This window comes from Mycobacterium sp. RTGN4 (genome assembly GCF_033804635.1).
In the GTDB taxonomy this organism is placed as follows: domain Bacteria; phylum Actinomycetota; class Actinomycetes; order Mycobacteriales; family Mycobacteriaceae; genus Mycobacterium.
Genome location: NZ_JAPZLB010000007.1, coordinates 297,371 through 321,024, shown reverse-complemented (window position 1 = coordinate 321,024; position 23,654 = coordinate 297,371). Strand labels below are relative to the sequence as shown.

At 67.1% G+C, this 23,654-nt stretch carries 22 protein-coding genes; 12 read left to right on the top strand and 10 right to left on the bottom strand.

The genetic code is table 11. The annotated features are described in order from the left end of the window. Window positions 1-2: 2 nt before the first annotated feature. Window positions 3-1,430, bottom strand: a complete 1,428-nt coding sequence (locus SLQ30_RS17700) for a multicopper oxidase family protein (RefSeq protein WP_319447018.1) — start codon at window positions 1,428-1,430, stop codon at window positions 3-5. A gap of 66 nt (window positions 1,431-1,496) precedes the next feature. Between SLQ30_RS17700 and SLQ30_RS17695 the strand changes: the two genes are divergently transcribed. Further along, entirely contained in the window at window positions 1,497-1,892 is a 396-nt protein-coding gene (locus SLQ30_RS17695) for an MmcQ/YjbR family DNA-binding protein (RefSeq protein WP_319447019.1), read from the top strand. A gap of 37 nt (window positions 1,893-1,929) precedes the next feature. After that, window positions 1,930-3,540 carry a 4-coumarate--CoA ligase family protein gene (locus SLQ30_RS17690; RefSeq protein WP_319447020.1) on the top strand — a complete coding sequence of 537 codons (1,611 nt, stop codon included), beginning with the start codon at window positions 1,930-1,932 and terminating at the stop codon, window positions 3,538-3,540. On the opposite strand, the gene SLQ30_RS17685 is transcribed toward SLQ30_RS17690, so the two are convergent. Beyond that, on the bottom strand, window positions 3,537-4,382 hold the full coding sequence (locus SLQ30_RS17685; RefSeq protein WP_319447021.1) for a hypothetical protein: 846 nt from the start codon (window positions 4,380-4,382) through the stop codon (window positions 3,537-3,539). The genes SLQ30_RS17690 and SLQ30_RS17685 overlap by 4 nt on opposite strands. Before the next feature lie 103 nt (window positions 4,383-4,485). Beyond that, window positions 4,486-5,496: a methionine synthase gene (locus SLQ30_RS17680; protein ID WP_319447022.1), complete on the bottom strand. Its 1,011-nt coding sequence runs from the start codon at window positions 5,494-5,496 to the stop codon at window positions 4,486-4,488. A 39-nt stretch (window positions 5,497-5,535) separates the two neighbouring features. Here SLQ30_RS17680 and SLQ30_RS17675 point away from each other — a divergent pair, with 39 nt between their 5' ends. Then, on the top strand, window positions 5,536-6,198 hold the full coding sequence (locus SLQ30_RS17675; RefSeq protein WP_319447023.1) for a sensor domain-containing protein: 663 nt from the start codon (window positions 5,536-5,538) through the stop codon (window positions 6,196-6,198). Here SLQ30_RS17675 and mnmA read toward each other — a convergent pair. The 6 genes from mnmA to SLQ30_RS17645 form a co-directional block, all read right to left on the bottom strand. Beyond that, window positions 6,195-7,274, bottom strand: a complete 1,080-nt coding sequence (mnmA, locus tag SLQ30_RS17670) for a tRNA 2-thiouridine(34) synthase MnmA (RefSeq protein ID WP_319447024.1) — start codon at window positions 7,272-7,274, stop codon at window positions 6,195-6,197. The two genes, SLQ30_RS17675 and mnmA, sit on opposite strands and share 4 nt — an antisense overlap. A gap of 2 nt (window positions 7,275-7,276) precedes the next feature. Beyond that, complete coding sequence (locus SLQ30_RS17665) at window positions 7,277-8,464, bottom strand: cysteine desulfurase family protein (protein ID WP_319447025.1); 1,188 nt, start codon at window positions 8,462-8,464, stop codon at window positions 7,277-7,279. Between the two features lie 33 nt (window positions 8,465-8,497). Next, window positions 8,498-9,334, bottom strand: coding sequence for a lysophospholipid acyltransferase family protein (locus SLQ30_RS17660; RefSeq protein WP_319447026.1), 837 nt, complete (start codon window positions 9,332-9,334; stop codon window positions 8,498-8,500). Next, window positions 9,331-10,182 carry a GNAT family N-acetyltransferase gene (locus SLQ30_RS17655; RefSeq protein WP_319447027.1) on the bottom strand — a complete coding sequence of 284 codons (852 nt, stop codon included), beginning with the start codon at window positions 10,180-10,182 and terminating at the stop codon, window positions 9,331-9,333. The genes SLQ30_RS17660 and SLQ30_RS17655 overlap by 4 nt, the downstream gene beginning before the upstream one ends. A 138-nt stretch (window positions 10,183-10,320) precedes the next feature. After that, window positions 10,321-11,277 (bottom strand): electron transfer flavoprotein subunit alpha/FixB family protein, encoded by a 957-nt coding sequence (locus tag SLQ30_RS17650; protein ID WP_319447028.1) that lies wholly within the window; start codon window positions 11,275-11,277, stop codon window positions 10,321-10,323. 56 nt (window positions 11,278-11,333) lie between these two features. Beyond that, window positions 11,334-12,125 (bottom strand): electron transfer flavoprotein subunit beta/FixA family protein, encoded by a 792-nt coding sequence (locus SLQ30_RS17645; protein WP_319447029.1) that lies wholly within the window; start codon window positions 12,123-12,125, stop codon window positions 11,334-11,336. 208 nt (window positions 12,126-12,333) lie between these two features. Here SLQ30_RS17645 and SLQ30_RS17640 point away from each other — a divergent pair, with 208 nt between their 5' ends. From SLQ30_RS17640 to SLQ30_RS17630, 3 genes are read left to right on the top strand one after another with little or no spacing between them, the layout of a single operon-like run. Further along, window positions 12,334-13,110, top strand: a complete 777-nt coding sequence (locus SLQ30_RS17640; RefSeq protein ID WP_319447030.1) for a class I SAM-dependent methyltransferase — start codon at window positions 12,334-12,336, stop codon at window positions 13,108-13,110. Continuing rightward, window positions 13,107-14,669, top strand: a complete 1,563-nt coding sequence (locus SLQ30_RS17635; RefSeq protein ID WP_319447031.1) for a glycoside hydrolase family 57 protein — start codon at window positions 13,107-13,109, stop codon at window positions 14,667-14,669. The genes SLQ30_RS17640 and SLQ30_RS17635 overlap by 4 nt, the downstream gene beginning before the upstream one ends. Beyond that, a complete protein-coding gene (locus SLQ30_RS17630; RefSeq protein WP_319447032.1) occupies window positions 14,666-15,913 on the top strand; it encodes a glycosyltransferase family 4 protein in 1,248 nt (415 codons plus the stop codon). Before SLQ30_RS17635 ends, SLQ30_RS17630 begins: the two co-directional genes overlap by 4 nt. 1 nt (window position 15,914) lies before the next feature. Here the strand turns inward: SLQ30_RS17630 and SLQ30_RS17625 are convergent, their stop codons facing one another. Next, window positions 15,915-16,751, bottom strand: a complete 837-nt coding sequence (locus SLQ30_RS17625; protein WP_319447033.1) for a GntR family transcriptional regulator — start codon at window positions 16,749-16,751, stop codon at window positions 15,915-15,917. Window positions 16,752-16,955: 204 nt separating this feature from the next. Here SLQ30_RS17625 and SLQ30_RS17620 point away from each other — a divergent pair, with 204 nt between their 5' ends. Genes SLQ30_RS17620 through SLQ30_RS17595 form a run of 6 tightly spaced genes read left to right on the top strand, consistent with a single transcriptional unit; the run spans window position 16,956 to window position 23,654 of the window. Further along, window positions 16,956-18,596 carry an ABC transporter substrate-binding protein gene (locus SLQ30_RS17620; RefSeq protein ID WP_319447034.1) on the top strand — a complete coding sequence of 547 codons (1,641 nt, stop codon included), beginning with the start codon at window positions 16,956-16,958 and terminating at the stop codon, window positions 18,594-18,596. A gap of 16 nt (window positions 18,597-18,612) precedes the next feature. Beyond that, window positions 18,613-19,581, top strand: coding sequence for an ABC transporter permease (locus tag SLQ30_RS17615; protein WP_319447035.1), 969 nt, complete (start codon window positions 18,613-18,615; stop codon window positions 19,579-19,581). Further along, entirely contained in the window at window positions 19,578-20,459 is an 882-nt protein-coding gene (locus tag SLQ30_RS17610; RefSeq protein WP_319447036.1) for an ABC transporter permease, read from the top strand. The genes SLQ30_RS17615 and SLQ30_RS17610 overlap by 4 nt, the downstream gene beginning before the upstream one ends. Continuing rightward, window positions 20,456-21,445 carry an ABC transporter ATP-binding protein gene (locus SLQ30_RS17605; protein WP_319447037.1) on the top strand — a complete coding sequence of 330 codons (990 nt, stop codon included), beginning with the start codon at window positions 20,456-20,458 and terminating at the stop codon, window positions 21,443-21,445. The genes SLQ30_RS17610 and SLQ30_RS17605 overlap by 4 nt, the downstream gene beginning before the upstream one ends. Continuing rightward, entirely contained in the window at window positions 21,445-22,473 is a 1,029-nt protein-coding gene (locus SLQ30_RS17600) for an ABC transporter ATP-binding protein (RefSeq protein WP_319447038.1), read from the top strand. Before SLQ30_RS17605 ends, SLQ30_RS17600 begins: the two co-directional genes overlap by 1 nt. Continuing rightward, window positions 22,470-23,654, top strand: a complete 1,185-nt coding sequence (locus SLQ30_RS17595; RefSeq protein WP_319447039.1) for a M20 family metallopeptidase — start codon at window positions 22,470-22,472, stop codon at window positions 23,652-23,654. The genes SLQ30_RS17600 and SLQ30_RS17595 overlap by 4 nt, the downstream gene beginning before the upstream one ends.

Here is a 23,654-nt window from a genome sequence, read left to right as displayed (position 1 = left end):
GCTCAGCCGGTGTACTCGACGAACGTCGCCATCCCACCGTCGAGGTGGTAGTCGTTGTGGCAATGCACGATCCACCGGCCCGGGTTATCGGTGTCGAAGTCCACCTCGACGGTTTGCTCGGGTGGGACCAGCACGGTGTCCTTGCGGGGTCCCTTTCCGCCCGGCTGGACCACCTGGAACGTGTGGCCGTGCAGGTGGAACGGGTGGAACATCATCGACTGGCTGATGAACCGGAGCCGCACCCGCTTGCCTGCAGATAGTGCGATGGGGTTGTTGGGTGGATCGTAGAGCTTGCCGTTGATGGGCCAGGTGTAGCCGTCGAGCGGCCCGGTCAGCCGAAGATCGATCGAGACGTCCGGATTGCGTTGGGGCAGAGTCACATCCGGGGAAGACTCGAGCGCGGCGGTGTTGAGCGGTGCGCCGGCGCGCACGGTCTTGACGAACCCCTCGACGTCGACGTCGGACGGTTTCTGGTCGACCCGCAGATTCAGCTGGGCATACCCGTCCTTGCCCTCCGCGGCCGCGACCACCGGCACCGACGCGTTGACCGTCACGATGGCGTCGACGCGCTCCCCCATGCCAAGGATGACCGAGTCGGTGCGACGCGTCACGACGGGAAAGCCGTCAGTATGGGTGACGTTGAGCTGAACGCCCGGTACCGCGACGCGGAAGGCGGTATCCGCGCCCGCGTTGATGATGCGCAACCGGACCCGTTGTCCCGCACGATAATCGTGCACTTGTGGGTCCTTGGCGGTGCGGCCGTTGATCAGGAAGTACGGGTAGGTGACGTCACCGCCGTCCATGCCGAGCGGCATCGTCGGTCCGAGCATCGGCCCGCCCGCCGCCATCGGCTTCATGCCCGTCTTCTTGAGCTTCGCGGCCACCTCGTCCGGGGTGGTGCCCGTACCGTCGATCCAGTCGTCGAGCACCACGACCAGCTCGTCGTCGTAGTCCTTGCCGTCGGCGGGGTCCTCGATGATCAACGGTCCGTACATGCCGCGATCGAGTTGGGTGCCGACGTGCGAGTGGATGTAGTACGTGCCTGCGTCGGGCGCGGTGAACTCGTAGGTGAACTTGCCGCCAGGGGGGATCGCGGGCTGAGTCAGCACGGGTACGCCGTCCATCTTGTTGGGAATGGCCAGCCCGTGCCAGTGCACGGTGGTTTCCTGTGGCAGTGCGTTGGTCACGTGGGCGCGCAACTGTCCGCCCTTCTGGAGGCGGATCTCGCGTGCAGGCACGGTGTCCGTGTACGTCCACGTACGCACGACGACTCCCCCGAGATCTACGTCGGTCTCGCGTGCAGTCATGTCGGCGACCACGGGAGCCGCAGCGGGCGGGCCTGGGGCCGTCGGCCGCGGCGAGCACGCCCCTGCCACACCCGCGACCGCACCCATCGCGGACAGCGCGAGGAAGCCACGTCGGTCGATCATGATCCGATGGTGACACCGTCGCGAACCCGTCGGTGAGGAATCGACACTGTGCGTAACGTGCTCCCCGTGCCGCACCCGATCATGTTCGACGACGACGATCCCGGCCTCGCCGAGTTGAGGAAGCTCGCGCTCGGCTATCCCGAGGCGTTCGAGAAGGTGTCGCACGGCAGACCCGGGTTCTTCGTCTCCAAGATGTTCGCCATGTACGGCGGCAGCACGAGAGAGTCGGGCCAGATGGTCGCAGTCCCCCACTGCGTGATGGTCAAGGTCGACGAGGCCGAACGAACGGCTCTGCAGCAGGACCAGCGGTTCTTCTACCCGGCATACCTGGGTCCATCGGGCTGGTTGGGGTTGGACTTCTCGGTGGCCACGGTCGACTGGACCGAGGTGGGTGAACTGGTCGACGCGTCCTACCGACTCGTCGCCGGAAGAAAACTGACCAAGCTGCTCGACGAAGCCTGACCCGCCGCGAGCCCCACGTGGTTCGATCGAACACGCTATGAGTTTCGCGAGCCCCTTCCCCCAGGTCCAGATTCCCACCACCAGCCTGTACGAGTACCTCTTCGGCACGCTTGCCGACGACGACCGCGACCGCGTCGCGTTGGTCGACACCACATCCGACACGAAGACCACCTACGCCGACATGATCGCGCGCATCGACGCCTTCGCCGGCGCGCTTGCGCAGCGCGGTATCGGGGTCGGTGACGTGGTCGGATTGCTGGCACCCAACAGCTCCGCGTTCGCCATCGCGTTTCACGGCATCCTGCGAGCCGGCGCAACGGCCACCACCATCAACGCGCTGTTCACCGCAAACGACATCGCCAAGCAGCTGACCGACGCCAAGGCCACGATGCTGGTGACGGTGTCACCGCTGCTGGCGCAGGCCGCGGACGGAGCCGCCGCGGTGGGGCTGTCGGCCGCTCAGGTCGTGGTGCTCGACGGCCCTGGCCTCGCAGTCGACGGCCACCCCAACGCCGCCGACCTGGTCAGCCCCGGACTGCCCGCACCGGACGTGACTTTCGACCCGGCCACCCACATCGCGGCGCTGCCCTACAGCTCCGGCACGACGGCCAACCCCAAGGGCGTCATGCTGACGCACCGCAACCTGACCTCCAACGTCGCGCAGATCCGGCCGCTGCAGGGCATGACGCACGAGGATCGAATCCTGGCCGTGCTGCCGTTCTTTCACATCTACGGGATGACGGTGCTGCTCAACGCCGCCCTGCATGCGCGGGCGCAGTTGATCATCATGCCGAGCTTCGACCTCGAGGAATTCCTCGGCAACATCGCGAAATACAAGTGCACCTTCGCGTTCATCGCGCCACCCGTCGCGGTGGCACTGGCCAAGCACCCGCTGGTCGAGCGGTACAACCTGTCGAGCCTGCGCGGCATCATGTCCGGCGCCGCACCGCTTGACGAGGAACTCGGCACCGCGGTCAAGCAGCGGCTGGGCTGCCAGGTGGTCCAGGGCTACGGCATGAGCGAGCTGAGCCCGGTCAGTCACGTCACGCCGTTCGACGGAGGGCGCGAGCTCCTCGGTTCGACCGCGCGGATGAGTTCGTGCGGCTGGACCGTACCCAACGCCGTCACCAAGATCGTGGACGCAGACACCGGCGCCGAGATCGACCCGCCCGCATCCGGGCTCAGTGAGACCGGCGAACTGTGGTTCAAGGGCCCCAACGTGATGGCCGGTTACCTGGGCAACGACGAGGCCACCCAGGCGACGATCGACGCCGACGGCTTCCTGCACACCGGCGACGTGGCCCGGGTCGACGCGACAGGGTGTGTCTACATCGTTGATCGGCTCAAGGAGCTCATCAAGTACAAGGGCTACCAGGTGCCGCCCGCCGAACTGGAGGCCGTGTTGCTTTCCCACCCCGACGTCGCCGACGCCGCCGTCATCGGCGTCACCGACGCGGACTCCGGCGAGGAAGTGCCAAAGGCGTTCGTAGTCAAGCAATCTGGTGCCGACCTGACCGAAGCGCAGGTGATGGAGTTCGTCGCCGAGCACGTCGCCCCGTACAAGAAGGTGCGGCAGGTGGCGTTCATCGACGTCATCCCGAAGTCGGCGTCCGGAAAGATCCTGCGGAAGGATCTGCGCGGCAGCTAGCGATCGGCGAATTGGTCGGCGGCGTCCGCGCCGCGAGCCTGGCGGTAACCGATCCACACACCCGCCAGCGGCGCGACCACCAGGCCTGCGATGCCGAATACCAGCCCGCCGGGGAACGCCGGGTGCAGCGGCGCCCAGACGCGATCGATGAATTCGGTCCGCTGCGAAGCTAATTCACGCACTGCCGTCGTCGGCGGCGGTACCGCGGGGGCAGGCGACCACTGACCCGCCGCCGCGGGGTCGATCGGTAACGGGATCGGCTCTGGTGCCCTGGTCAGCCGGCCGGCGCCGCCGAGGACGCCGGGTGCTCTGCCGTTGCCGAAGGTGACCTTCGGCGCCACGAAGGCGGGCTGGGCCGCGCCCCCGGAACCACCGCCGGCAATGGCAGCGGGCGCCTCGGCCGGCGCTGCTTGTGGAGCCTGTTCGGCGACGAGCGAGTTCGTCGTCGGTGCCGGAACGCTTGCTATGGACCGAGCGGCTACTTGCACGTCCTCGATGCCGTCGGTCCCGTTGGCACCTCCGACGTCGGACTTCCCACCGACGTCGGACGTCGCTCCGCGGTCGGACTTCCCACCGCGGTCGAGGTCGCCGCGGCTGTCGCGATCACCCCTGCGGTCGTCCTGGTCGTTGCCTCGGCCTTGGCGACCATCACCCGATGAGCCGCGGTTCCGGCCCTGCCGGTCGCCGCCGTGGCCACGTCCCGAATCCTTGTTGGGCTTGGAATGACCGTGGCCGGAACCGCCCGGATCTGCCGAAACGGCCGCGATGCCGGGACCGACGATGCTCAACGAAGCGGCGAATAGTCCGGCACCCGCTGCCACGCGTAGGCGTGCTGGTGCCACTGCCAACTCCCGTCGCATTGTGCCGAATGCTTCGCGTGCGGAACGACCCGCTAATGGATCTTCGCATGTCTAGCCGCGTCGCTGGGCGGTTAGGCGCAACGAGCTAGGCGGAATCCGGATCGAGCTCGATGCCGTCGGCGACCTTCTGCGCCAGTTCGACCGCAGTCCTGGCCCATTGCGGAGTGGCTCCCGCAAGGCCACAGGCCGGCGTAATGCCGATCCGCTCGCGCAACACCGAACGCTTGAAACCGAGCCGATCCGTGATCGACGCCGCGGCCGCCGCTGCCTCTTCCACAGTCGGACGTTGGTGCGGCGGTGTCACGGGGATGACGCCCAGCACGACGGTCCGACCGGACTCGACGAACTCGCCAATCCCGTCCAGATCCGCTGCGGTCAACGTCGCCACGTCGACGGATATCGCTTGAAAAGTACTGCGCTGAAGCAACTTCCATGGAAGCTCGGGGGCGCAACTGTGCAGGGCTACCGACCCCCCGACGACTGCGACACATTCATCGAACAGGCTGGTCGCCAGGGCCTCGTCCACCGGGTGCACGGGCGTCATGCCGGTCACCCCGGTCAGCCGGCCCAACAGCGCGGCCTGCAACGTGGGCTCGTCGAACTGGACGACGACTTCGGCTTCCAGGCGTCGCGCCACCAGCGCCCGGTGGGCGGCGACGCCCTCGGCAAGGCTTCCGGTCAGATCGCGCAGCGCCCCCCGGTCGGTGATCGCCCGGTGACCGTTGGCGAGTTCGAGCTGCGCGGCCAGCGTGATGGGACCCGGAGCCTGCACCTTGACCTTGCGCCCGCTCCCCCGCAAACCCGCGAGCTCCCACGCTTCCTCGAGCGCATCGACGTCCTCCCCGAGCAAGCTCACGGCACGCCGGTGCACCGAGCTGCGGCCCGGTGCAATGCGGTAGCCGCGGGGCACCGTGTCGATGCCGATGTCGACCAGCAGCGCCCCGGCCCGGCCGATGATGTCGGCCCCGACTCCGCGGCCGGGCAGCTCCACCAGATGCGTCAGCTGATGCAGTTCACCGACCACGACTTCGGCGGCCTCGCGCGCCGACGTGCCGGGCCAGGAACCGATGCCCGTCGCTACGGCGAAATCGCTCACGCCGCCACAGTATTCGATGGTGGCGCGTTATCCTCAATCATGCCCGGCTCCGCGACACGGTCGCCGGACCGCGCGTGGTCCGCCCTGGTGGCCGGGTGTGCCGTGGTGCTCCTCGCGGCCTGCACGCACACCGTCACCGGGGCTGCGGTCCGCGCGACACCGGGGCTCGATGACGATTCCCGTTCGCCGGTCGACGTCGAGTCCGTGATGCTCGAGCAGTCGCAGATGCGCGCCATCACCGGTGCGGGCGAAGACCTCACCGTCATCCCGAGCATGGACGGCAAGTCGCCGGTCGACATCGAGGTGCTGGCCGAACCGGCACCCGCACCGTGCCGGTGGTACTTCGAGGAGACGAAGACCTTCGGACCCGAGCTCGAGGAGTTCCACAAGACGACGTACCAGAATCCACCCGACGGCGGGTTGATCTCGCAGGGGGCGGCGGCGTATCGGGATCCACCCGCGGCTCGCCGTGCCTTCGACGGGCTGGCCGGACTGGTCGCCGACTGCGAGTCCAGTGGGGACGGCCTGGTGTTCGTCGGCGATGTGACCGCGACGGCGGATTCCCTTCAGCTGCGGAACGGCGCGTGCGGCAGGGATTATCGCGTGAAGTCGGTGGTGCTCGTCGAGGTGACCTTCTGCCGGTTCTCGCCGTCGGTGCCCGACATCGTGATGACGAACCTGCTGAAGCACGTTCCCGACTAAGCGGGCGCAGTGCCTCGGATCGTCGCGCTCGCGATGACCTCGTCACCGTCTGCGTCGGGCAGGTACAGCACCATCGTCTGGCCCGGCGCCACACCGCGCAGCGCGGTGCGCAAGTCCACCACCAACTGATCCCCACGCAGTTCGGCGACGCCTGGGGCAAGCCCGCCGTGCGCACGCACCTGCACCTCGCACTCGATGGGTGCACCCGGCGCGGCGCCGGACGTGAAGACCGGACGCTCGCCGGTCAACGTCCACACGTCGAGTTCCTCGGCGTCGCCGACCCTGACGGTCCCGGTTTCGGCGTCGATCGCGGTCACGTAACGCGGAGTGCCTTCGGGGCCGGGCCCGGCGATGCCAAGACCCTTGCGCTGACCGATCGTGAATCCGTGCACGCCATCGTGTTCGGCCAGCACGGCGCCGCTGGAATCGACGACGGTGCCGCGCCGCATGCCGATGCGCGACCCGAGGAACGTCTTGGTGTCACCGCTAGGAATGAAGCAGATGTCGTAGCTGTCAGGCTTGTCCGCGACCGCCAACCCGCGCTGCGCCGCCTCCTCGCGAATCTGCGGCTTGGGGGTGTCGCCGATCGGAAAGACGGCGTGCCGCAACTGATCCGCGGTGAGCACTCCCAATACGTACGACTGGTCCTTGTCCCGATCGACCGCGCGGCGCAGCCGTCCGTCGGACAGCCGGGCATAGTGACCGGTGGCGACGGCGTCGAAACCGAGGGCGAGCGCGCGGGCGGACAACGCCGAGAACTTGATGGTCTCGTTGCATCGCACGCACGGGTTGGGAGTTTCGCCGCGGGCATAGGAGGCGACGAAGTCGTCGATGACGGCTTCCTTGAAGCGTTCGGCGAAATCCCAGACGTAGAAGGGGATGTCGAGGATGTCCGCGACGCGACGCGCATCGCCGGCGTCCTCCTTCGAGCAGCACCCGCGCGAACCCGTGCGCAGGGTTCCGGGAGCCGCCGACAGCGCGAGGTGCACGCCGACGACGTCGTGACCGGCGGCGACCATCCGGGCGGCGGCGACCGAGGAGTCGACCCCGCCGCTCATCGCAACAAGAACTCGCATGACTACTTCGCGTGCCCCGCGCTGGCGAGCGCCGCCTCGCGGGCACGGTTCACGGCCGCGGGCAGCACGTCAAGCGCCGCATCGACGTCGGCTTCGGTGCTGTTGTGCCCCAACGAAAAGCGCAGCGATCCGCGCGCGCTCGCCGCGTCGGCACCCATCGCGATCAATACGTGCGACGGCTGGGCCACTCCGGCCGTGCACGCCGAACCCGTCGAACATTCAATGCCCTTGGCGTCCAACAACATCAGCAGCGCGTCGCCCTCACACCCGCGGAAGGTGAAGTGTGTGTTCCCTGGCAGCCGCCCGTCGCCGACGGCTCCGTTGAGGTCGACGTCGTCGATGGTGGAGCGCACCCCGTCGACAAGCCGGTCGCGCAGCGCGCTCAGCCGGGCCCGATTGTCATTGAGGCCTTCGACCGCGACCCGTGCCGCGGCGGCCATCGCGACCGCCCCAGCGACGTCGGGAGTGCCCGAGCGCACGTCGCGCTCCTGACCGCCACCGTGAAGCAGCGGCACGCAGGCGGTGTCCCGGCGCAGGAACAGGGCCCCGACGCCGGTTGGACCGCCGAACTTGTGGGCGGCGATGCTCATCGCCGAGAGCCCGCTGGCCCCGAACTGGACGGGGATGTGACCGACGGCCTGGATCGCATCGCTGTGCATCGGCACGTCGAATTCGGCGGCGACCGCGGCCAGGTCGGAGATCGGCATGATGGTGCCGACCTCGTTGTTGGCCCACATGATCGAAACCAGCGCGACGTCGTCATGCGCCTGCAGGGCTTCCCGCAGTGCCGACGGTGCGACGGCGCCATCGGAATCGACGGGCAGCCACGTCACATCGGCGCCCTCGTGCTCGACCAGCCACTCCACGGCGTCCAACACCGCGTGGTGTTCGACGGGTGAACTGATGATGCGGCGGCGGCGTGGATCGGCGTCCCGGCGTGCCCAGAAGATGCCCTTGACCGCCAGGTTGTCGCTCTCGGTGCCGCCCGCGGTGAAGATGACCTCCGACGGCCGGGCACCGAGCAGACCTGCGAGTGTCTCGCGCGCCTCCTCCATCCGGCGGCGCGCGGTGCGGCCCGCGGTGTGCAGCGAGGAAGCATTGCCGACCGTCGCCAGCACGTCCGTCATCGCCTCGATGGCAGCGGGTTGCATCGGGGTGGTGGCGGCATGATCCAGGTAGACGGCACGCATAGCTCACCAAGGATACCGGCCGCCCAACCGGGCTCAGGCAACCAGCGCGTGCGCCCCCGCCCGGACGGTGGTTCCACGCACCGCGGCCTCGCAGCGCGCGGTCAGGTCGCGGCGGTCGTCGCCAGGCAACTGCAGTGACTGCACCTGCACGTGGCAGATGGTGAGCCGCGCCGTGATGACGCGCCGGATGGACGCCAACAAGCTGTCGTCGCCGATGAATGCGGGCACCGTCGAAGGCTGACCGTCGCGATGGTGATAGTTCAGGCGCAGCGGTTGCACGGGGCGGCCCGCGTCGATGGCGCCCTGGAACATAGCGGGGCGGAAGGCGCCGTAGCCCAGCCCGCACCACGTGGTGCCTTCCGGGAAGGCCACCACGGTCTGACCGGCCCGCAACCGGACGGCGATGGTGCGCACTACATCGGGCAGCCGACGCAGATTGGTGCGCTCGATCGGGATCACCTTCATCAGCCGCGCGAGGAAACCCAGCGCAGGCCAGTCGATGAGATCGGCGCGCGCGACGAACGAGCCAGGAAGCACAGAGCCGATCACGAAGATGTCCACCCACGACACGTGACCGCTGACCACCAGCACACCGCTGAGGTTGCGAATCGGACCGCCGGACACCGTGATTCGCACGCCGAGGCAGCGCAGCATCAGCCTGCAGTAGACCCGCTGAATACGCGAACGGCCGGGCAGTGGGACGGCGAGCATCGGCACCGCGGCGAACAACAGCAGCGCACAGCACACGCGGCCGGTGGTGCGCAGTGCCACGACCGACCGCCGCGACGCGTTCGCATCGACTCCGATGCAGTGGGCGCCGCAGGAGGCGCGGGGCAGCCAGGGATGCTCACTGAGGTCGTGGCTGCTCATTCCGATGCCCCTTGAGTCATGTCGGTGGCCTGCGACACCGATCTCAACCGTGTGAGGTAGCGGACGTCGGCCTCGCGCTTGTCGAGCAGCGCGGGGAAGTCGCCGACGCCGAAGTCCGGATCGTGCGCCGGTTCGCCGCAGACTTTCGCACCGAGGCGCAGGTAACCCCGCATCAGCGGTGGGACGCCCAGTCGATCCGGCGGCGCGATGTCGTCCAGGCCCTTGCCGTCGATGAGCACCGGCCGATGCGGACGGACGGTGTACTCCGACGCGTGGCGCTTGCGCACGAAGTCCCGCACCCCGCGGATCTGCGTGCCGAGTGGCTCGCCGTTGCCGCCGTCCACTGGCACCGAGACGCAGCCCGTCACGTAGTCGTACCCGCAGCGATCGAGGTAGGCCAGAATGCCCGCCCACATCAGCAGCACGACCGCGCCGTTGCGGTGATCCTCGCGGACCACCGCCCGGCCCATCTCTACGAGTGCCGGCCGTAGCGCGTCGAGGGCGCTCACGTCGAACTCAGTGGCCGTGTAGAGGCCGCCCGCGGCGATGGCGCCCGGCGGCGGGAGCATGCGGTAACAGCCGACTAGCTCGCCTGACCCGTCCTCGCGAACCAGCAGGTGGTCACAGAATTCGTCGAAGCGGTCGGCATCTCGGCCGGCGTCGAACCCCGGGGCGGCCCCGGAGAGGTCGAAGCCAGGCTCGGAGGTGAACACGTCGTGACGCAGACGCTGCGCGGCATCGATGAGCGCAGGGTCGGTCGAAACGAGCAGGGTGTAGCGCGGCCCCGTCGCACTTGGGATCGCGCCACCGAGTTCATCAGCGGCTATGAGTACGGATGCGGTGCTCATATCCAGCACGTTCGCTGAGCAGGTAGGCGAGCCGACTACGGCTACGTAACGTGTCCGTGCACGCTGAGTGACGAATGGGCGCGCCGAAGGTGTGGAAACCACACCTCGGCGCGCCCATTGCGCGTCTTGTCTGGAGAACTACCCCTTGCGGGTCTTGACCGCCTCGGTCAGCTGCGGCGCAACCTTGAAGAGATCGCCAACCACGCCGTAGTCGGCGATGTCGAAGATCGGTGCCTCTTCGTCCTTGTTGACCGCGACGATCGTCTTGGACGTCTGCATACCGGCCTTGTGCTGGATCGCCCCGGAGATGCCCAGCGCGATGTACAGCAGCGGCGACACGGTCTTGCCGGTCTGGCCCACCTGGAACTGGCCCTCGTAGAAGCCCGAGTCGACGGCGGCGCGGGAGGCACCGACGGCAGCACCGAAAGCGTCGGCGAGCTCTTCGATGACGCCGAAGTTCTCCTTGCTGCCGACACCACGACCGCCGGAGACGACGATCTTGGCCTCGGTGAGCTCCGGGCGCGCGCTCTTCTGCGCGGGGTGACGAGCCGTGACCTTGGTGGCATTCTCCGCGGGCGCGGGCACCTCGACGGTCACCAATTCGCCTGCCCCGTCAGCTGGCTCGGCCTCGACCGAACCCGGGCGCAGCGCGATGATCGTGACGTCGCTGGCGGCCTTCGCCTCGACGGTGTACGCACCACCGAACACCGAGTGGACGCCGACCGGGCCCTCGTTGACACCGACGACGTCCCACAGCACACCGGAGTAGGTCGCGGCCGCAAGGCGACCGGCAACTTCCTTGCCCTCGGCTGTGGAGGCGACCAATACCGCTGCCGGGGAAGCCGATTCGATGAGCCCCTCCAGCACCGCCACCTTGGGGGTGACGAGGTACTGATCGACGACGTCGGACTCGGCGGCGTAGATCTTCGCCGCGCCGGCCGCCTTCAGTGCGTCGGTGAGCGTCGCTGCGGTGCCAGGAGCGGCAACCACGACGGCCGACGGCTCGCCCAGTGTGCGCGCCGCGGTGATGAGCTCACCGGTGATGGTCTTCAACTTGCCTTCTGCGTGCTCGACGAGCACGAGTACTTCTGCCATTGCCTTCGCTCTCTGCGTATGGGTTCTAAGTAGGTCTGGAGAAGGATCGACTGAGCTCAGACGAGCTTCTGCGCGACGAGGTAGTCGGCAATCTGCTTGCCGCCCTCGCCCTCGTCGGTCACCTTCTCGCCCGCTGTCTTCGGGGGCTTCGGGGTGGCCGAGGACACGGTCGACCACGCATTCGCGCCACCAACCTCGTCGGCTTCGACGCCGATTCCGGCCAGCGTCAACGCTGCGACGGGCTTCTTCTTGGCGGCCATGATGCCCTTGAAGGAGGGGAATCGGGCGTCCTCGACGATCTTCTCGCTGACGCTGATGACCGCGGGCACGGTGGCCTCGAGTTCGAAAACGCCGTCATCGGTCTCGCGCTCGCCGGTGACCTTGCCGTCGTTGACGTCGATGGTGCGCAGGTGCGTCAGCTGGGGCAGTCCGAGGTAGTGCGCGAGCATCGCGGGGATGGCCCCGCCGACGCCGTCACTGGACTCGTTGCCCGCGATGACGAGCCCGATGTCCTCGATCTGTCCGAGCGCACTCGCCAGCGCGAACGAGGTCTGGATGGCGTCCGAGCCGTGCAGTCCCTCATCGGAGAGGTGGTACGCCTCGTCGGCGCCCATCGACAGCGCCCGACGGATCGCCGATTCGGCAGTCGCAGGGCCTGCGGTCAGCACGACTACGTTGTAGCCGGCGTCCGCGTGCTTCTCCTTGAGTTGTAGCGCGACCTCGACCGCCTTCTCGTTGATCTCGTCCAGCACGGGGTCGCTACCAGCCCGGTCCAGCGTGAAGTCATCCGAGAGTTGGCGATTCTCGTAGTCTGGGACCTGCTTGATCAGGACCACGATGTTCGTCATGGGTGTGGTTCGTCCTCCTCGATGAGGCCGGAAAGCGGCCTGTGTTATCACGTCTTACGCAATGAACACCATGTTACTCGTCGGTAACTTTAGGTGATACGCAGAAACACCATAACCGGTCTGCGTTTGTGTGCTGACCTCCCCTTGCGTCGGTGAAGCGTTCATGGTCGGGTGACAAACCACTCCCCTGCGTTAGCCTGCGTTTGCAATGAGCACATATTCCGTCCACGGGCCGTCGGCTGACCTCCCCCTCACCGGCGAACGCACGGTGCCAGGGCTGGCGGAGGAGAACTACTGGTTCCGTCGCCACGAGGTCGTCTACCGACGGCTGACGCAACGCTGCGCGGACCGCGACGTATTGGAAGCGGGCTGCGGCGAGGGCTACGGGGCAGACCTCATTGCCGAGCACGCAACCCGGGTGATCGGCCTCGACTACGACGAGCAGACCGTTGCGCACGTGCGGGCCAGGTACCCCAGGATCGACATGCGCCACGGCAATCTGGCCGAATTACCGCTGCCCGCAGGTGCAGTGGACGTGGTGGTCAACTTCCAGGTGATCGAACACCTTTGGGACCAGGGTCAATTCGTCACCGAATGCCACCGGGTGCTACGTCCGGGTGGGGTGCTGCTGATGTCCACTCCCAACCGCATCACGTTCTCCCCCGGGCGGGACACCCCGCTTAATCCGTTTCATACCCGTGAACTCAATGCCGCCGAACTCACCGAATTGCTCGTCGAGTCGGGCTTCGCCATCGAGGTCATGCTCGGCGTCTTCCACGGGCCGCGGCTGGTCGAACTCGACGAGAAGTACGGCGGTTCCATCATCGACGCGCAGATTGCCCGCGCCGTCGCCGACGCGCCGTGGCCGGACGACCTGCTGGCCGACGTGGCCGGGCTCTCCACCGGCGACTTCGAACTCGTCGACGCAAACCAGCGCGACATTGACGAGAGCCTCGACCTCGTCGCCATCGCGGTGCGTCCGTGACACATCCGCCGGCGCCCGGCCTCTTCACCCTCGTCCTCCACACGCATCTGCCGTGGCTCGCGCATCACGGGCGGTGGCCGGTCGGCGAGGAATGGCTGTACCAGTCGTGGGCAGCGTCCTACCTTCCGTTGATGCGGGTGCTGCGCACCCTGGCAGGTGAGGGCAGGCAGCGGCTCGTCACGCTCGGCATGACGCCGGTGGTCACCGCGCAACTCGACGATCCGTACTGCCTGACCGGAATGCAGCACTGGGTGTCCAACTGGCAGCTGCGTGCGCGCGAGGCGGCCACGCTACGCGACAGCGCAGGCAACGGCGCATACGCGACACCGGAAGCCATGCGCGCGTTCGGGATTCGCGAGTACGCCGAAGCAGGCCGCGCGCTCGACGAACTCGCCACGTCGTGGCGTCACGGCGGTAGCCCGCTGCTGAGGCAGTTGATCGACGCGGACACCATCGAACTGCTCGGCGGCCCGCTGTCGCACCCCTTTCAGCCGCTGCTGAATCCGCGGCTGCGTGAGTTCGCACTCCGCGAAGGCCTCGCCGACGCCGGCCAGCGGTTCGCCCACACGCCAGGCGGCATCTGGGCGCCCGAGTGCGCATACGCGCCCGGCATGGAGGACGGATACGCCGCGGCCGGTGTGACGCACTTCATGGTCGACGGACCCTCGCTGCACGGCGACACCGCGCTCGGCAGGCCAGTCGCCGGGTCCGACGTCATCGCCTTCGGTCGCGATCTCCAGGTGAGCTACCGGGTGTGGTCACCGAAGTCGGGCTATCCGGGTCACGCCGCCTATCGCGACTTCTACACCTACGACCACCTCACCGGGTTGAAGCCGGCCAGGGTCACCGGACGCGCGGTTCCGTCCGAGGACAAGGCGCCCTACGACCCGGAGCGCGCCGATGCCGCCATCGACGCGCACGTGGCCGACTTCGTCGACGTCGTGCGACGACGGCTGCACTCCGAGTCGGAACGCCTCGGTCGCCCTGCGCACGTCGTCGCGGCGTTCGACACCGAACTGTTCGGCCACTGGTGGTACGAGGGCCCGGTCTGGCTGGAGCGGGTGCTGCGCGCGCTGCCGGCGGCCGGAGTCCGCATCGGCACGCTGTCCGACGCCATCGACGACGGCTTCGTCGGCAGCTCCGTCGAATTGCCGCCCAGTTCTTGGGGTTCCGGCAAGGACTGGCAGGTATGGAATGGGAGCCAGGTCACCGACATCGTGCACCTCAACAACGAAGTGGTCGACGCCGCGCTTTCGACGGTGGACAAGGCGCTGGCGCAGAACGCCTCCATCGGTGCCCCCACTCCCCGCGACAGAGTGGCCGACCAGATCCTGCGGGAGGCGTTGCTGACGGTGTCGAGCGACTGGCCGTTCATGGTCAGCAAGGACACCGCCGCCGACTACGCCCGCTATCGGGCTCACCTGCACGCCCACGCGACCCGCGAGATCGCCGACGCGCTGGCCTCCGGCCGTCGGGATCACGCGCAGCGGCTGGCCGACGGCTGGAACCGCGCCGACGGCTTGTTCGGGGCCCTGGATGCCAGGCGCTTGCCGCGATGAAGGTGCTGATGGTGTCGTGGGAGTACCCGCCCGTGGTGGTCGGCGGGCTCGGACGCCATGTCCACCACCTCGCGACGGCGCTCGCGTCCGCGGGCCACGAGGTGGTCGTACTGAGCCGTCGCCCGTTCGACACCGACCCCGCCAGCCACCCGTCGACCGACGAGCTCAGCGAGGGCGTGCGGGTCGTGGCGGCCGCCCAGGACCCGCACGAGTTCGATTTCGGGACCGACATGATGGCGTGGACGCTCGCCATGGGCCACGCGATGGTTCGGGCCGGACTGGCGCTGAAGACCCAACGCCCCAGCAAGCCGTGGCGTCCCGACGTCGTGCACGCGCATGACTGGCTGGTCGCCCACCCGGCGATCGCATTGGCCGAAAACTTCGACGTCCCACTGATTTCCACGATTCACGCTACCGAGGCGGGCAGGCACTCCGGGTGGGTGTCCGGCCGCATCAGCAGGCAGGTGCACGCCGTCGAGGGCTGGTTGGTGCGCGAATCCGACTCGCTCATCACATGTTCGGCGTCGATGGGCGACGAGCTCACCGAACTCTTCGGACCGGGGCTCGCGGAGCTCCGGGTCATTCGCAATGGGATCGACGCGGGAATGTGGCCGTTCGCCAAGCGCAAGCCCCGCAGCGGCCCGGCTCGGCTGCTCTACCTCGGTCGACTCGAGTACGAGAAGGGCATCCACGACGCCATCGCGGCCATGCCGCGAATCAGGCGCACTCACCCCGGCACCACGCTGACCATCGCAGGCGACGGTACGCAACAGGACTTCCTCGTGGAACAGGCTCGAAAGCACAAGGTGCTCAAGGCGATCGAGTTCGTCGGCCGCTTAGATCACGAGCAACTCGTCGCGCTGCTACATGACACCGACGCGGCCGTGCTGCCCAGCCACTACGAGCCGTTCGGCATCGTCGCGCTCGAAGCCGCGGCGACGGGCGCGCCACTCGTCACGTCGAACGTCGGTGGCCTCGGCGAAGCCGTCATCAACGGCGAGACCGGGGTCTCATTCCCGCCGCGGGACGTCGCCGCACTGGCCGCTGCCGTGCGGGGCGTCTTGGACGATCCCGCCGCTGCGCAACGCCGAGCGTCGGCGGCCAGGGCCCGGCTCACCTCCGACTTCGATTGGCACACCGTCGCCGCCGAGACCACGCAGGTCTACCTTGCGGCCAAACGTGGTGAACGCGAACCGCATCGGCGCCGTTTGATCGTAGAGCGAGCGCTGCCCGACCGCGGCTAGCTCACTGCGGGTTGGCCAGCGGTGACACCGACCAGTTGGACAGCTCCGACGGCCCGAGGATCCGATGCCTGGTCTGACCGGCGCTGTAGAACGTGAATTTGGTTGCCCGGTAGCACTGTTCAAAGCAGTCGAACGCTTGCCCGGCCGCGTCGAAGCTGACCCCGCGGATTCGCACGACCGGTTCGTTGGCGGGCAGCCCGAGCTGTTCGGCCTCCCAGCTGTTGGGACTGTCGACCTCGAACGCCTGCTCGGTGTGTTCGTCGGTCAGTCCGTACCGCTCCTGAACGAAGCGGTACAGCGAGTCACCCCGGGCCAGCCCTTCCTGGTCGATGGCAGGCACCCTGCTCAACGGCAGCACGGCGCGTTCGAGGATCTGGTCGGACACCTTGTCGGGGCCCTCGATGCTGCGCTTTCGCCAGATCTCCCATACCGGTTGGCCGGTGTCGACGCCGAGCGCCTTGGCGATCGTCGAACTCGGCAATCCGACGGACAAGGCGATCAGCGACGTCGTCACCGTCGTCGGACGTCCTGGCTCGCCGATCAGCGTGTGAAGCAGCTCGCCAGGCCGGGTCGGATCGGTCGCAATGCGGGGTTCGGCGACGAAGGTGCCGAGGCCCTGGTGCCTCCGGATTCGTCCGGCCCGCTCCAGTTCATCGAGCGCCCGACGCACCGAAATGCTGCTGACCTCTGCGATCTCGGCGAGTTCTGCGGTCGACGGTAGCCGGTCGCCGGGTTGCAACTCGCGCTCGGCCATGATGCTCAGCACCAGTTCCTGCACCTGCTGGTAGCGCAGCTTGCGGTCGCCGCCCGCCGCGGCTCCGCCCTTCGCTGCCGGCATGCCGCCTCCCTTCATAATCGTGCTGTACACGGCAAAGCACATACTAACTATGCATCATGTCCCGCTGTGTCATAGCTAGGACCCTTGACCTGCTGTAAGAGGTGCTCTTTTGCGTAAACTCCCCGAAACAATGCGGATACACCCACATAATTTCTCAGACTCACAATACTGTGTATGCACACTGGCCGGGGAAAGGATGGATTCATGGTCGAAATGGATCGGCGCAAGTTCATACGGGCATCGGCGGTGTTCACCCTCGCCGTCGGCGGCGCCGCGGCCCTGGCCGCTTGCGCACCGGAGACTGCAACTCGCACCGTGTTGCGGGTCGGGTCGCTGACCGACATCGATTCACTGAACCCGTTCACCGCGTTCTCCACGCAGTCCTACGACGTGTTCCAGCTGATGTACGACAAGCTGATGGACTACGACGCGCAGCTGAATGTCGTGCCCGCCCTGGCCACCTCGGTGGAAAAGACCGATGGCGGCAAGACCTTCACCTACACCCTGCGCTCGGGCGTGACGTGGCACGACGGCAAGCCGTTTACCGCCGACGACGTGGTGTTTACCTTCCTGCTGATCCGCGACAACGACTACGGCTCGTTCGGCGCCTACTTCAAGGACCTGACCGAGGTCACCAAGGTGGGCAACGACAAGGTCAAGCTCACGTACGCAAACCCGCAGACCCTCGAACCAGGCGTCATCACTCCGATCGCGCCAAAGCATCTGTGGGAGACCGTCTCCAAGGACGACCTGCCCAAGTTCGCCAACGACAAACCCGTCGGGACGGGACCGTTCAAGTACGACTCGTGGAATAAGGGCAGCGTCGTCACCGTCACCCGAAGCGACTCGTGGTGGGGTCCCAAGCCCGCCGCGGAGAAGGTGACCTGGACCAAGTTCGGTAGCGACGACATCGTCACTCAGGCGTTGCGGACCGGCGACATCGACATCGTTGCCGAGGTGCCGCCGACGATCTTCACCGGTCTCAAAGATGCCCAGAACGTCAAATCGACTGAAATGGAATCGTTCTCGTTCCACATGATCGGGTTCAACTGTTCGACGGTGCCCGGGTCCAAGGGCAATCGCACCCTACTCGATCCGGTGGTCCGCCAGGCCCTGTCCTGTGCGGTCAGCCGCCAGCAGCTCGTCGAACTCGCGATGGCGGGCTACGGAGAGCCGGGCACCGGACTCATGCCTCCCGCGTTCGGCGACTATCACTACGTGCCGGCCCCAGACGCCGTACTCGACAACAATCCCGGCAAGGCCGGTCAGCTGTTGGACGCCGCCGGTTACACCCGCCGCAACGGTGACGGCATCCGGGAGTCCAAAGACGGCAAGCCACTGGACTTCCGGATCCTCGCGATCGCCGACACCGCCGTCGACGTCAAGGCCGCGGACCTGTTCATCACGGCCGCCAAGGCGGTCGGCATCAACCTGAAACTGTCGACCACCGACGCCGACAGCATGGGTGCCACGGTGTACAACACCGACGCCCCGGACTGGGACATCATGGTGTGGGGTTGGGATTCCGAACTCTACGATCCGTCCTACCTGCTGGGCATCCCGACGACCGACCAGATCGGCGGCAACAACGACACCTTCTGGACCAACCCGCGTTACGACGAGCTCTACGCGCAGCAGAACACCACGATCGACCACGCCGCCCGCGTCAAGCTGGTTCAGGAAATGCAGGGCATTCACTACGCGGCCTGCCCCTACATCGTGATGTGGTACCAGAAGAAGCTCTGCGGCACCCGCACCGACACCTGGACCGGCTGGCAGGAGATGCCTGGTGGCATGATTCTCAACTTCCCAAGGATCAACTACCTCAACGTGAAGCCCAAGTGAGGTCCGACCGCACTCCATGTCGCGTTACGTCGCAAAGAAACTCACCTACCTGGTGCTGACGGTGCTGGCGGTGCTCGCAACGAACTTCGTGATCTTCCACTTGATGCCCGGCGATCCGGTCACCCACATCGCCAGGGGTCAGCATCTGGACGCCGCCGCGATCGCGCGGCTGCGCGCGTACTACGGCCTCGACGACCCGCTCAGCAGCCAGTTCGCCGAGTACGTCGGACATTTGGTGCACGGTGAGCTCGGCTACTCCTACACCTACCAGGCCGCCGTCGGTCCGATCGTGCTCAAGGCGCTTGGCAACACGCTCATTCTGGTGGCGGTGTCGACCCTGCTGGTGGTCGGACTTGGCGTGATCATCGGGGTGTTCGCGGGCTCCCGAAGGGGCACCCGCACCGACGGCGGAGTGGTCATCGGCTCGCTGGTGTTCTGGAGCCTGCCCACCTTCTGGGTGGGCATGCTGCTGATATTCGTGTTCGCGGTGACGCTGGGCTGGCTGCCGATCGCGGGCATGTTCACCGCCGACGCGCTGTACCCCACGGTGTTCACTCAGCTCGCCGATCTGGCCCGCCATCTTGTGCTGCCAACGATCGCGATGGTGCTCGTCGACATCGCACAGTTCGTCCTGATCACCCGAAGCTCGCTACTGGCAACGCTTTCCGAGGACTACATGACGACCGCCAAGGCCAAGGGACTGCACCCCCGCCGAGTGCTGTGGCGCCACGGAGTCCGGAACGCGTTGCTTCCCGTGGTCACCGCGACCACGCTGTACTCGAGCGCCGTAGTCGGCGGCACCATCCAGGTGGAGACGGTGTTCTCCTGGCCGGGCATGGGCCAGCTGATCTACCTGTCGGTGGTGCGGCGCGACTACCCGGTCATGGAGGCGTGCTTCCTGGTCTTCGCCGTTGTGGTCGTGCTTGCGAACTTCGCGAGCGACCTCGTCTACCGTCGGCTCGATCCAAGGGTGCGGCTGACATGACCGTCTTCGAACCGATCCCCGACACCACCGGGTGGCGCAGCACGGGCCGCCAACTCTGGCGGGCTTGTATGGGCCGCACCGGAATCGTGATGGCAGCGGTGATCGTCGCCATCGCCGTCATCGGTCCGTTGGTGGCGCCGTTCGACCGGGGTGCGGTGGCGACGTCGCGCGCAGGCATCCTGCAGCCGCCGAGTGCAGCGCACTGGCTCGGTACCGACGAACTGGGCCGCGACGTCCTGCGACAGGTCCTTGCCGGCACCTCGGTGTCGCTCGAGATCGGTTTGGCCGCAGCGTTCTTCACGGTGCTCATCGGGACCATCGTTGGTGTGCTGGCCGGCTGGTTCACTGGATTCATCGACGCCGTGCTGATGCGCATCACCGATTTCTTCCTGGTGCTGCCCAGCCTGCCGCTGATGATCGCGCTCGGTGCGATCGTCGGCCAGAGCATGCCGATGATCGTCCTGGTGATCGCGGTGACGAGTTGGCCCAGCACGGCGCGTATCGTCCGGTCACAAGCACTGGCGCTGCGCGAACGCGAGGTGGTGGCGCGGGCGCGCACCGTCGGGCTGTCGCCGCTGGCCATCCTGTGGAAGCTGATCCTGCCCGGTGTGCTGGCGCTCGTCATCGCCAACGCGGTACTGGTGATCGCCGGTTCGATACTCGCAGAGGCGACCCTGTCGTTCCTCGGCCTCGGCGACCCGACCCGTTCGTCGTGGGGTCAGATTCTGCACGACGCGTTCGTCTCCGGTTCGGTGGGCAACGGGTACTGGTGGTACTTCCTGCCGCCGGGTATCGGAATCGTCGTTGTGGTGCTTTCGTTCTCACTCATCGGTCAAAGCCTCGAGCGCATCCTCGATCCCAAATTGGCGGCGGTATGAGCCTTCTGGAGCTGCGCAACCTCACCGTCACCTATCGCGGCGAATCGGGCCCCATCCGCGCCGTCGACGGTGTCGACCTCGACGTCAATGCCGGTGAGGTGGTCGGACTGGCAGGTGAATCCGGCTGCGGCAAGAGCACATTGGCATTGGCAGTGACCCGCCTCCTGCCACGCGACGCCGAGGTTACCGCCGACCGCATGCAATTCGCCGGAACCGGCCTACGTGAGCTCGACGCGCGCAAGATGCGGGCGCTGCGGTGGCGGCGGCTCTCGATCGTGTTCCAAGGCGCCATGAACGGGTTCAACCCGGTGATGACCATTGGGGCCCAGATCGCCGAGGCCGTCGCGACCCATCGACCGGAACTCCGGCGGCGCGAGCAACGCGAGAGGGTCGGCGAGTTGCTCGCCCAGGTCGGCATCAGCCCGGGGCGCGCCGCCGACTATCCGCACCAGTTCTCCGGGGGCATGAAGCAACGCGCGATGATCGCGATGGCGCTGTCGTGCGATCCCGATCTCGTCATCGCCGACGAACCGACGACGGCGCTGGACGTCATGACGCAGGCCCAGATCCTCGATCTGATCCGGCGGCTCTCCGACGAGCTCGGACTCGCGATGCTGATCATCTCGCACGATCTGACGGTGCTCAGCGAGCTCTGTGATCGTGTGGCGGTGATGTACGCAGGCCGCATCGTCGAACGCGGGCCCGCATCGACTGTGCTTTCCGAGCACCCGGGACCCGCCCACCCGTACACACGGCAATTACTGGCCTGCTTCCCGCGCCTAGGTGACGGCGAAGCCTCCATCAGTGGAATCCCCGGCAGCCCACCCGATCTCTCGAATCCACCGGCGGGCTGCCGGTTTCACGAGCGATGTGCGGTCGCCCTACCTCGATGCTCAGAGGTTGAGCCCGCCCTAACCCAGCTGGCCGACGGCGACAGCCACATCGCCGCGTGCCACCGCCTCGACGCCGTGGCGGAGGTGTCGTGATGAGTGAATCCGTGGTCGCCGAAATACGCGACCTCCACGTCCACTTCCCAGTGCGGCACGGTCGCAGGCGACTGATCGCCCGTGCGGTCGACGGCGTCGACCTGTCCATTCACGACCGCGAGATCCTGGCGCTGGTCGGCGAATCGGGCTGCGGGAAGACGACAATCGCCCGTGCGATCATGCGCCTGCGAGATCCAACGTCGGGCTCGATCTTCCTCGGCGGATCCGATGTCACCCACGTCGGCGGCCATGCGCTGCGCAAGCTCCGGCGTGACTTTCAGATGATCTTCCAGGATCCCTTCGAGAGCTTGCCCGCCAACGCCACCGCGCTCGACGTCGTCTCGGCGGGGTTGGTGGTTCACCGCAAGGACCTCGAGCCGGACGTCCGTCGCACCACGGCGCTGGCAGCGCTGCACGACTGTGGGCTACGCCCCGCTTCGTGGGTGGCTGGCAGGCGCATGTTCCAACTGTCGGGCGGGCAGCGTCAGCGCGTCGCGATCGCGGCTGCGCTCGCCATCGAGCCACGGCTGGTGGTCGCCGACGAACCGGTGTCGATGCTCGACGTCTCGGTGCGCGCAGGCGTGCTGCGGGTGCTGCTCGATCTTCGTGAACGGCTAGGCGTGGCGACGCTTTTCATCACCCACGACCTGGCGCTGGCCGGCGTCTTCGCCGACCGGGTCGCGGTGCTCTATCTCGGGAAGGTCGTCGAGGAGGGCACTGCAACCGACGTCATCGGCAATCCGCTGCACCCCTACACCCGCGCGCTGGTCGAAGTTATGCCCACGCTCGGCAAGACGCACACCGGGCCGCGCAAGCTGTTGCGCGGAGAGCCAACGAATGTCACCACGGTGTTCACCGGATGCCGGTTCGCACCACGATGTCCGCTGCACCAGGAGCTCGATCGACCCGAGCGCTGTCTCACCGAAGAACCCGCGCTGAACGCGTTGAGCGCCGCCCACACCGTGCGATGCCACTTCGCCACCACCCCAACGGATTTACCTACCAGCACCGAGGAGCACACCCCATGACCGTTACCCGCGAAGAAACCGTCGAACTGCTCGAGGCCATGGTTCGCATCGACTCAGTCACGCCATGGCTGATCCCTGGCGGCGCAGGCGAAGGCGAGGTCGCTCGCTACGCGCAGGACTGGTTCACCAAGCTCGGGCTAGAGGTGATCCTCGAGGAGGTCGAGCCGGGACGTCCGAATGTGCTTGCCTGGTTACGTGGTTCGGCACCAGGTCCGACGATCTGCCTCACCGCCCACAGCGACACCGTCGGCTATGCTGGCTGGCCCGACCGGGCCCTGAACCCCGTCATCGAGGGTGATCGGATGATCGGCCTCGGGGTGGCCGACGACAAGGGCGCCTGCGTCGCGGCAATGCTGGCCGCCGCCGAGTTGGTGCGCTCCGGAGCACAACTGGCGGGCAACGTGCTCATCGCACTGGCGATCGACGAGGAGGGCGTCAGCATCGGCATGGAGCATCTGGTCGCCCACCACGCCGACGAGATCGACCTGGCCATCAATCTCGAGCCCGACGGCTCCCACACCATCTTCGGCGAACATCAAGGCTTCGGCTGGATCGACATCGTGGTGCACGGCGTTCCAGCGCATGGCTCAGCGCCCGAGAAGGGTGTCGACGCCATCGTGCACATGGCCGAGGTCATCACCCGACTGCACCGGCTGGACAAGACGCAGTGGACACCCAAACCCGATCCACGCAACGGCCGAACCGTGTTCCACACCGGGACGATTCACGGCGGCACCGACTACGCCACGTATCCGAACGAGGTGGTCCTCGGCATCGAGATCGGCACCCAGCCCGGCGAGACGCTTGCCAACCGGGTCGCCGATATCGAGGCGATCTTCGACGAGGTCAAGGCCGAGGAGCCAAGCTTCTCCGGCGAGGTCAGGGTCCGGCTCGACCGCAACCCGTTCACCGGGGAAGGCAACGAAGCGCTACTGACCGCGCTCGCCGACGCGACCGAGGAAGTCAACGGCGTGCGCAGCAAGATCACCGGCCTGAACGCGTGGACGGATGCCGCGCTGCTTCAGAGCGCAGGCATCCCGACGGTGCTGTTCGGTCCGGACGGGGGCAACTATCACGCCGCCGACGAATGGGTGTCGATTCCGGACGTCATCGCCTCGGCCGAGATCCTGCGCCGCACCGTCGTGACGTTGATCGGTGCGCCGGTCAACTCGGCACTGTGA

Bases quoted from the DNA above. Each gene is read 5' to 3' on its own strand.
- SLQ30_RS17700 (WP_319447018.1), bottom strand. From the start codon at position 1,430: ATGATCGACCGACGTGGCTTCCTCGCGCTGTCCGCGATGGGTGCGGTC.
- SLQ30_RS17690 (WP_319447020.1), top strand. From the start codon at position 1,930: ATGAGTTTCGCGAGCCCCTTCCCCCAGGTCCAGATTCCCACCACCAGC.
- SLQ30_RS17675 (WP_319447023.1), top strand. From the start codon at position 5,536: ATGCCCGGCTCCGCGACACGGTCGCCGGACCGCGCGTGGTCCGCCCTG.
- mnmA (WP_319447024.1), bottom strand. From the start codon at position 7,274: ATGCGAGTTCTTGTTGCGATGAGCGGCGGGGTCGACTCCTCGGTCGCC.
- SLQ30_RS17665 (WP_319447025.1), bottom strand. From the start codon at position 8,464: ATGCGTGCCGTCTACCTGGATCATGCCGCCACCACCCCGATGCAACCC.
- SLQ30_RS17660 (WP_319447026.1), bottom strand. From the start codon at position 9,334: ATGAGCAGCCACGACCTCAGTGAGCATCCCTGGCTGCCCCGCGCCTCC.
- SLQ30_RS17655 (WP_319447027.1), bottom strand. From the start codon at position 10,182: ATGAGCACCGCATCCGTACTCATAGCCGCTGATGAACTCGGTGGCGCG.
- SLQ30_RS17650 (WP_319447028.1), bottom strand. From the start codon at position 11,277: ATGGCAGAAGTACTCGTGCTCGTCGAGCACGCAGAAGGCAAGTTGAAG.
- SLQ30_RS17645 (WP_319447029.1), bottom strand. From the start codon at position 12,125: ATGACGAACATCGTGGTCCTGATCAAGCAGGTCCCAGACTACGAGAAT.
- SLQ30_RS17640 (WP_319447030.1), top strand. From the start codon at position 12,334: ATGAGCACATATTCCGTCCACGGGCCGTCGGCTGACCTCCCCCTCACC.
- SLQ30_RS17630 (WP_319447032.1), top strand. From the start codon at position 14,666: ATGAAGGTGCTGATGGTGTCGTGGGAGTACCCGCCCGTGGTGGTCGGC.
- SLQ30_RS17625 (WP_319447033.1), bottom strand. From the start codon at position 16,751: ATGCCGGCAGCGAAGGGCGGAGCCGCGGCGGGCGGCGACCGCAAGCTG.
- SLQ30_RS17620 (WP_319447034.1), top strand. From the start codon at position 16,956: ATGGTCGAAATGGATCGGCGCAAGTTCATACGGGCATCGGCGGTGTTC.
- SLQ30_RS17615 (WP_319447035.1), top strand. From the start codon at position 18,613: ATGTCGCGTTACGTCGCAAAGAAACTCACCTACCTGGTGCTGACGGTG.
- SLQ30_RS17610 (WP_319447036.1), top strand. From the start codon at position 19,578: ATGACCGTCTTCGAACCGATCCCCGACACCACCGGGTGGCGCAGCACG.
- SLQ30_RS17605 (WP_319447037.1), top strand. From the start codon at position 20,456: ATGAGCCTTCTGGAGCTGCGCAACCTCACCGTCACCTATCGCGGCGAA.
- SLQ30_RS17600 (WP_319447038.1), top strand. From the start codon at position 21,445: ATGAGTGAATCCGTGGTCGCCGAAATACGCGACCTCCACGTCCACTTC.
- SLQ30_RS17595 (WP_319447039.1), top strand. From the start codon at position 22,470: ATGACCGTTACCCGCGAAGAAACCGTCGAACTGCTCGAGGCCATGGTT.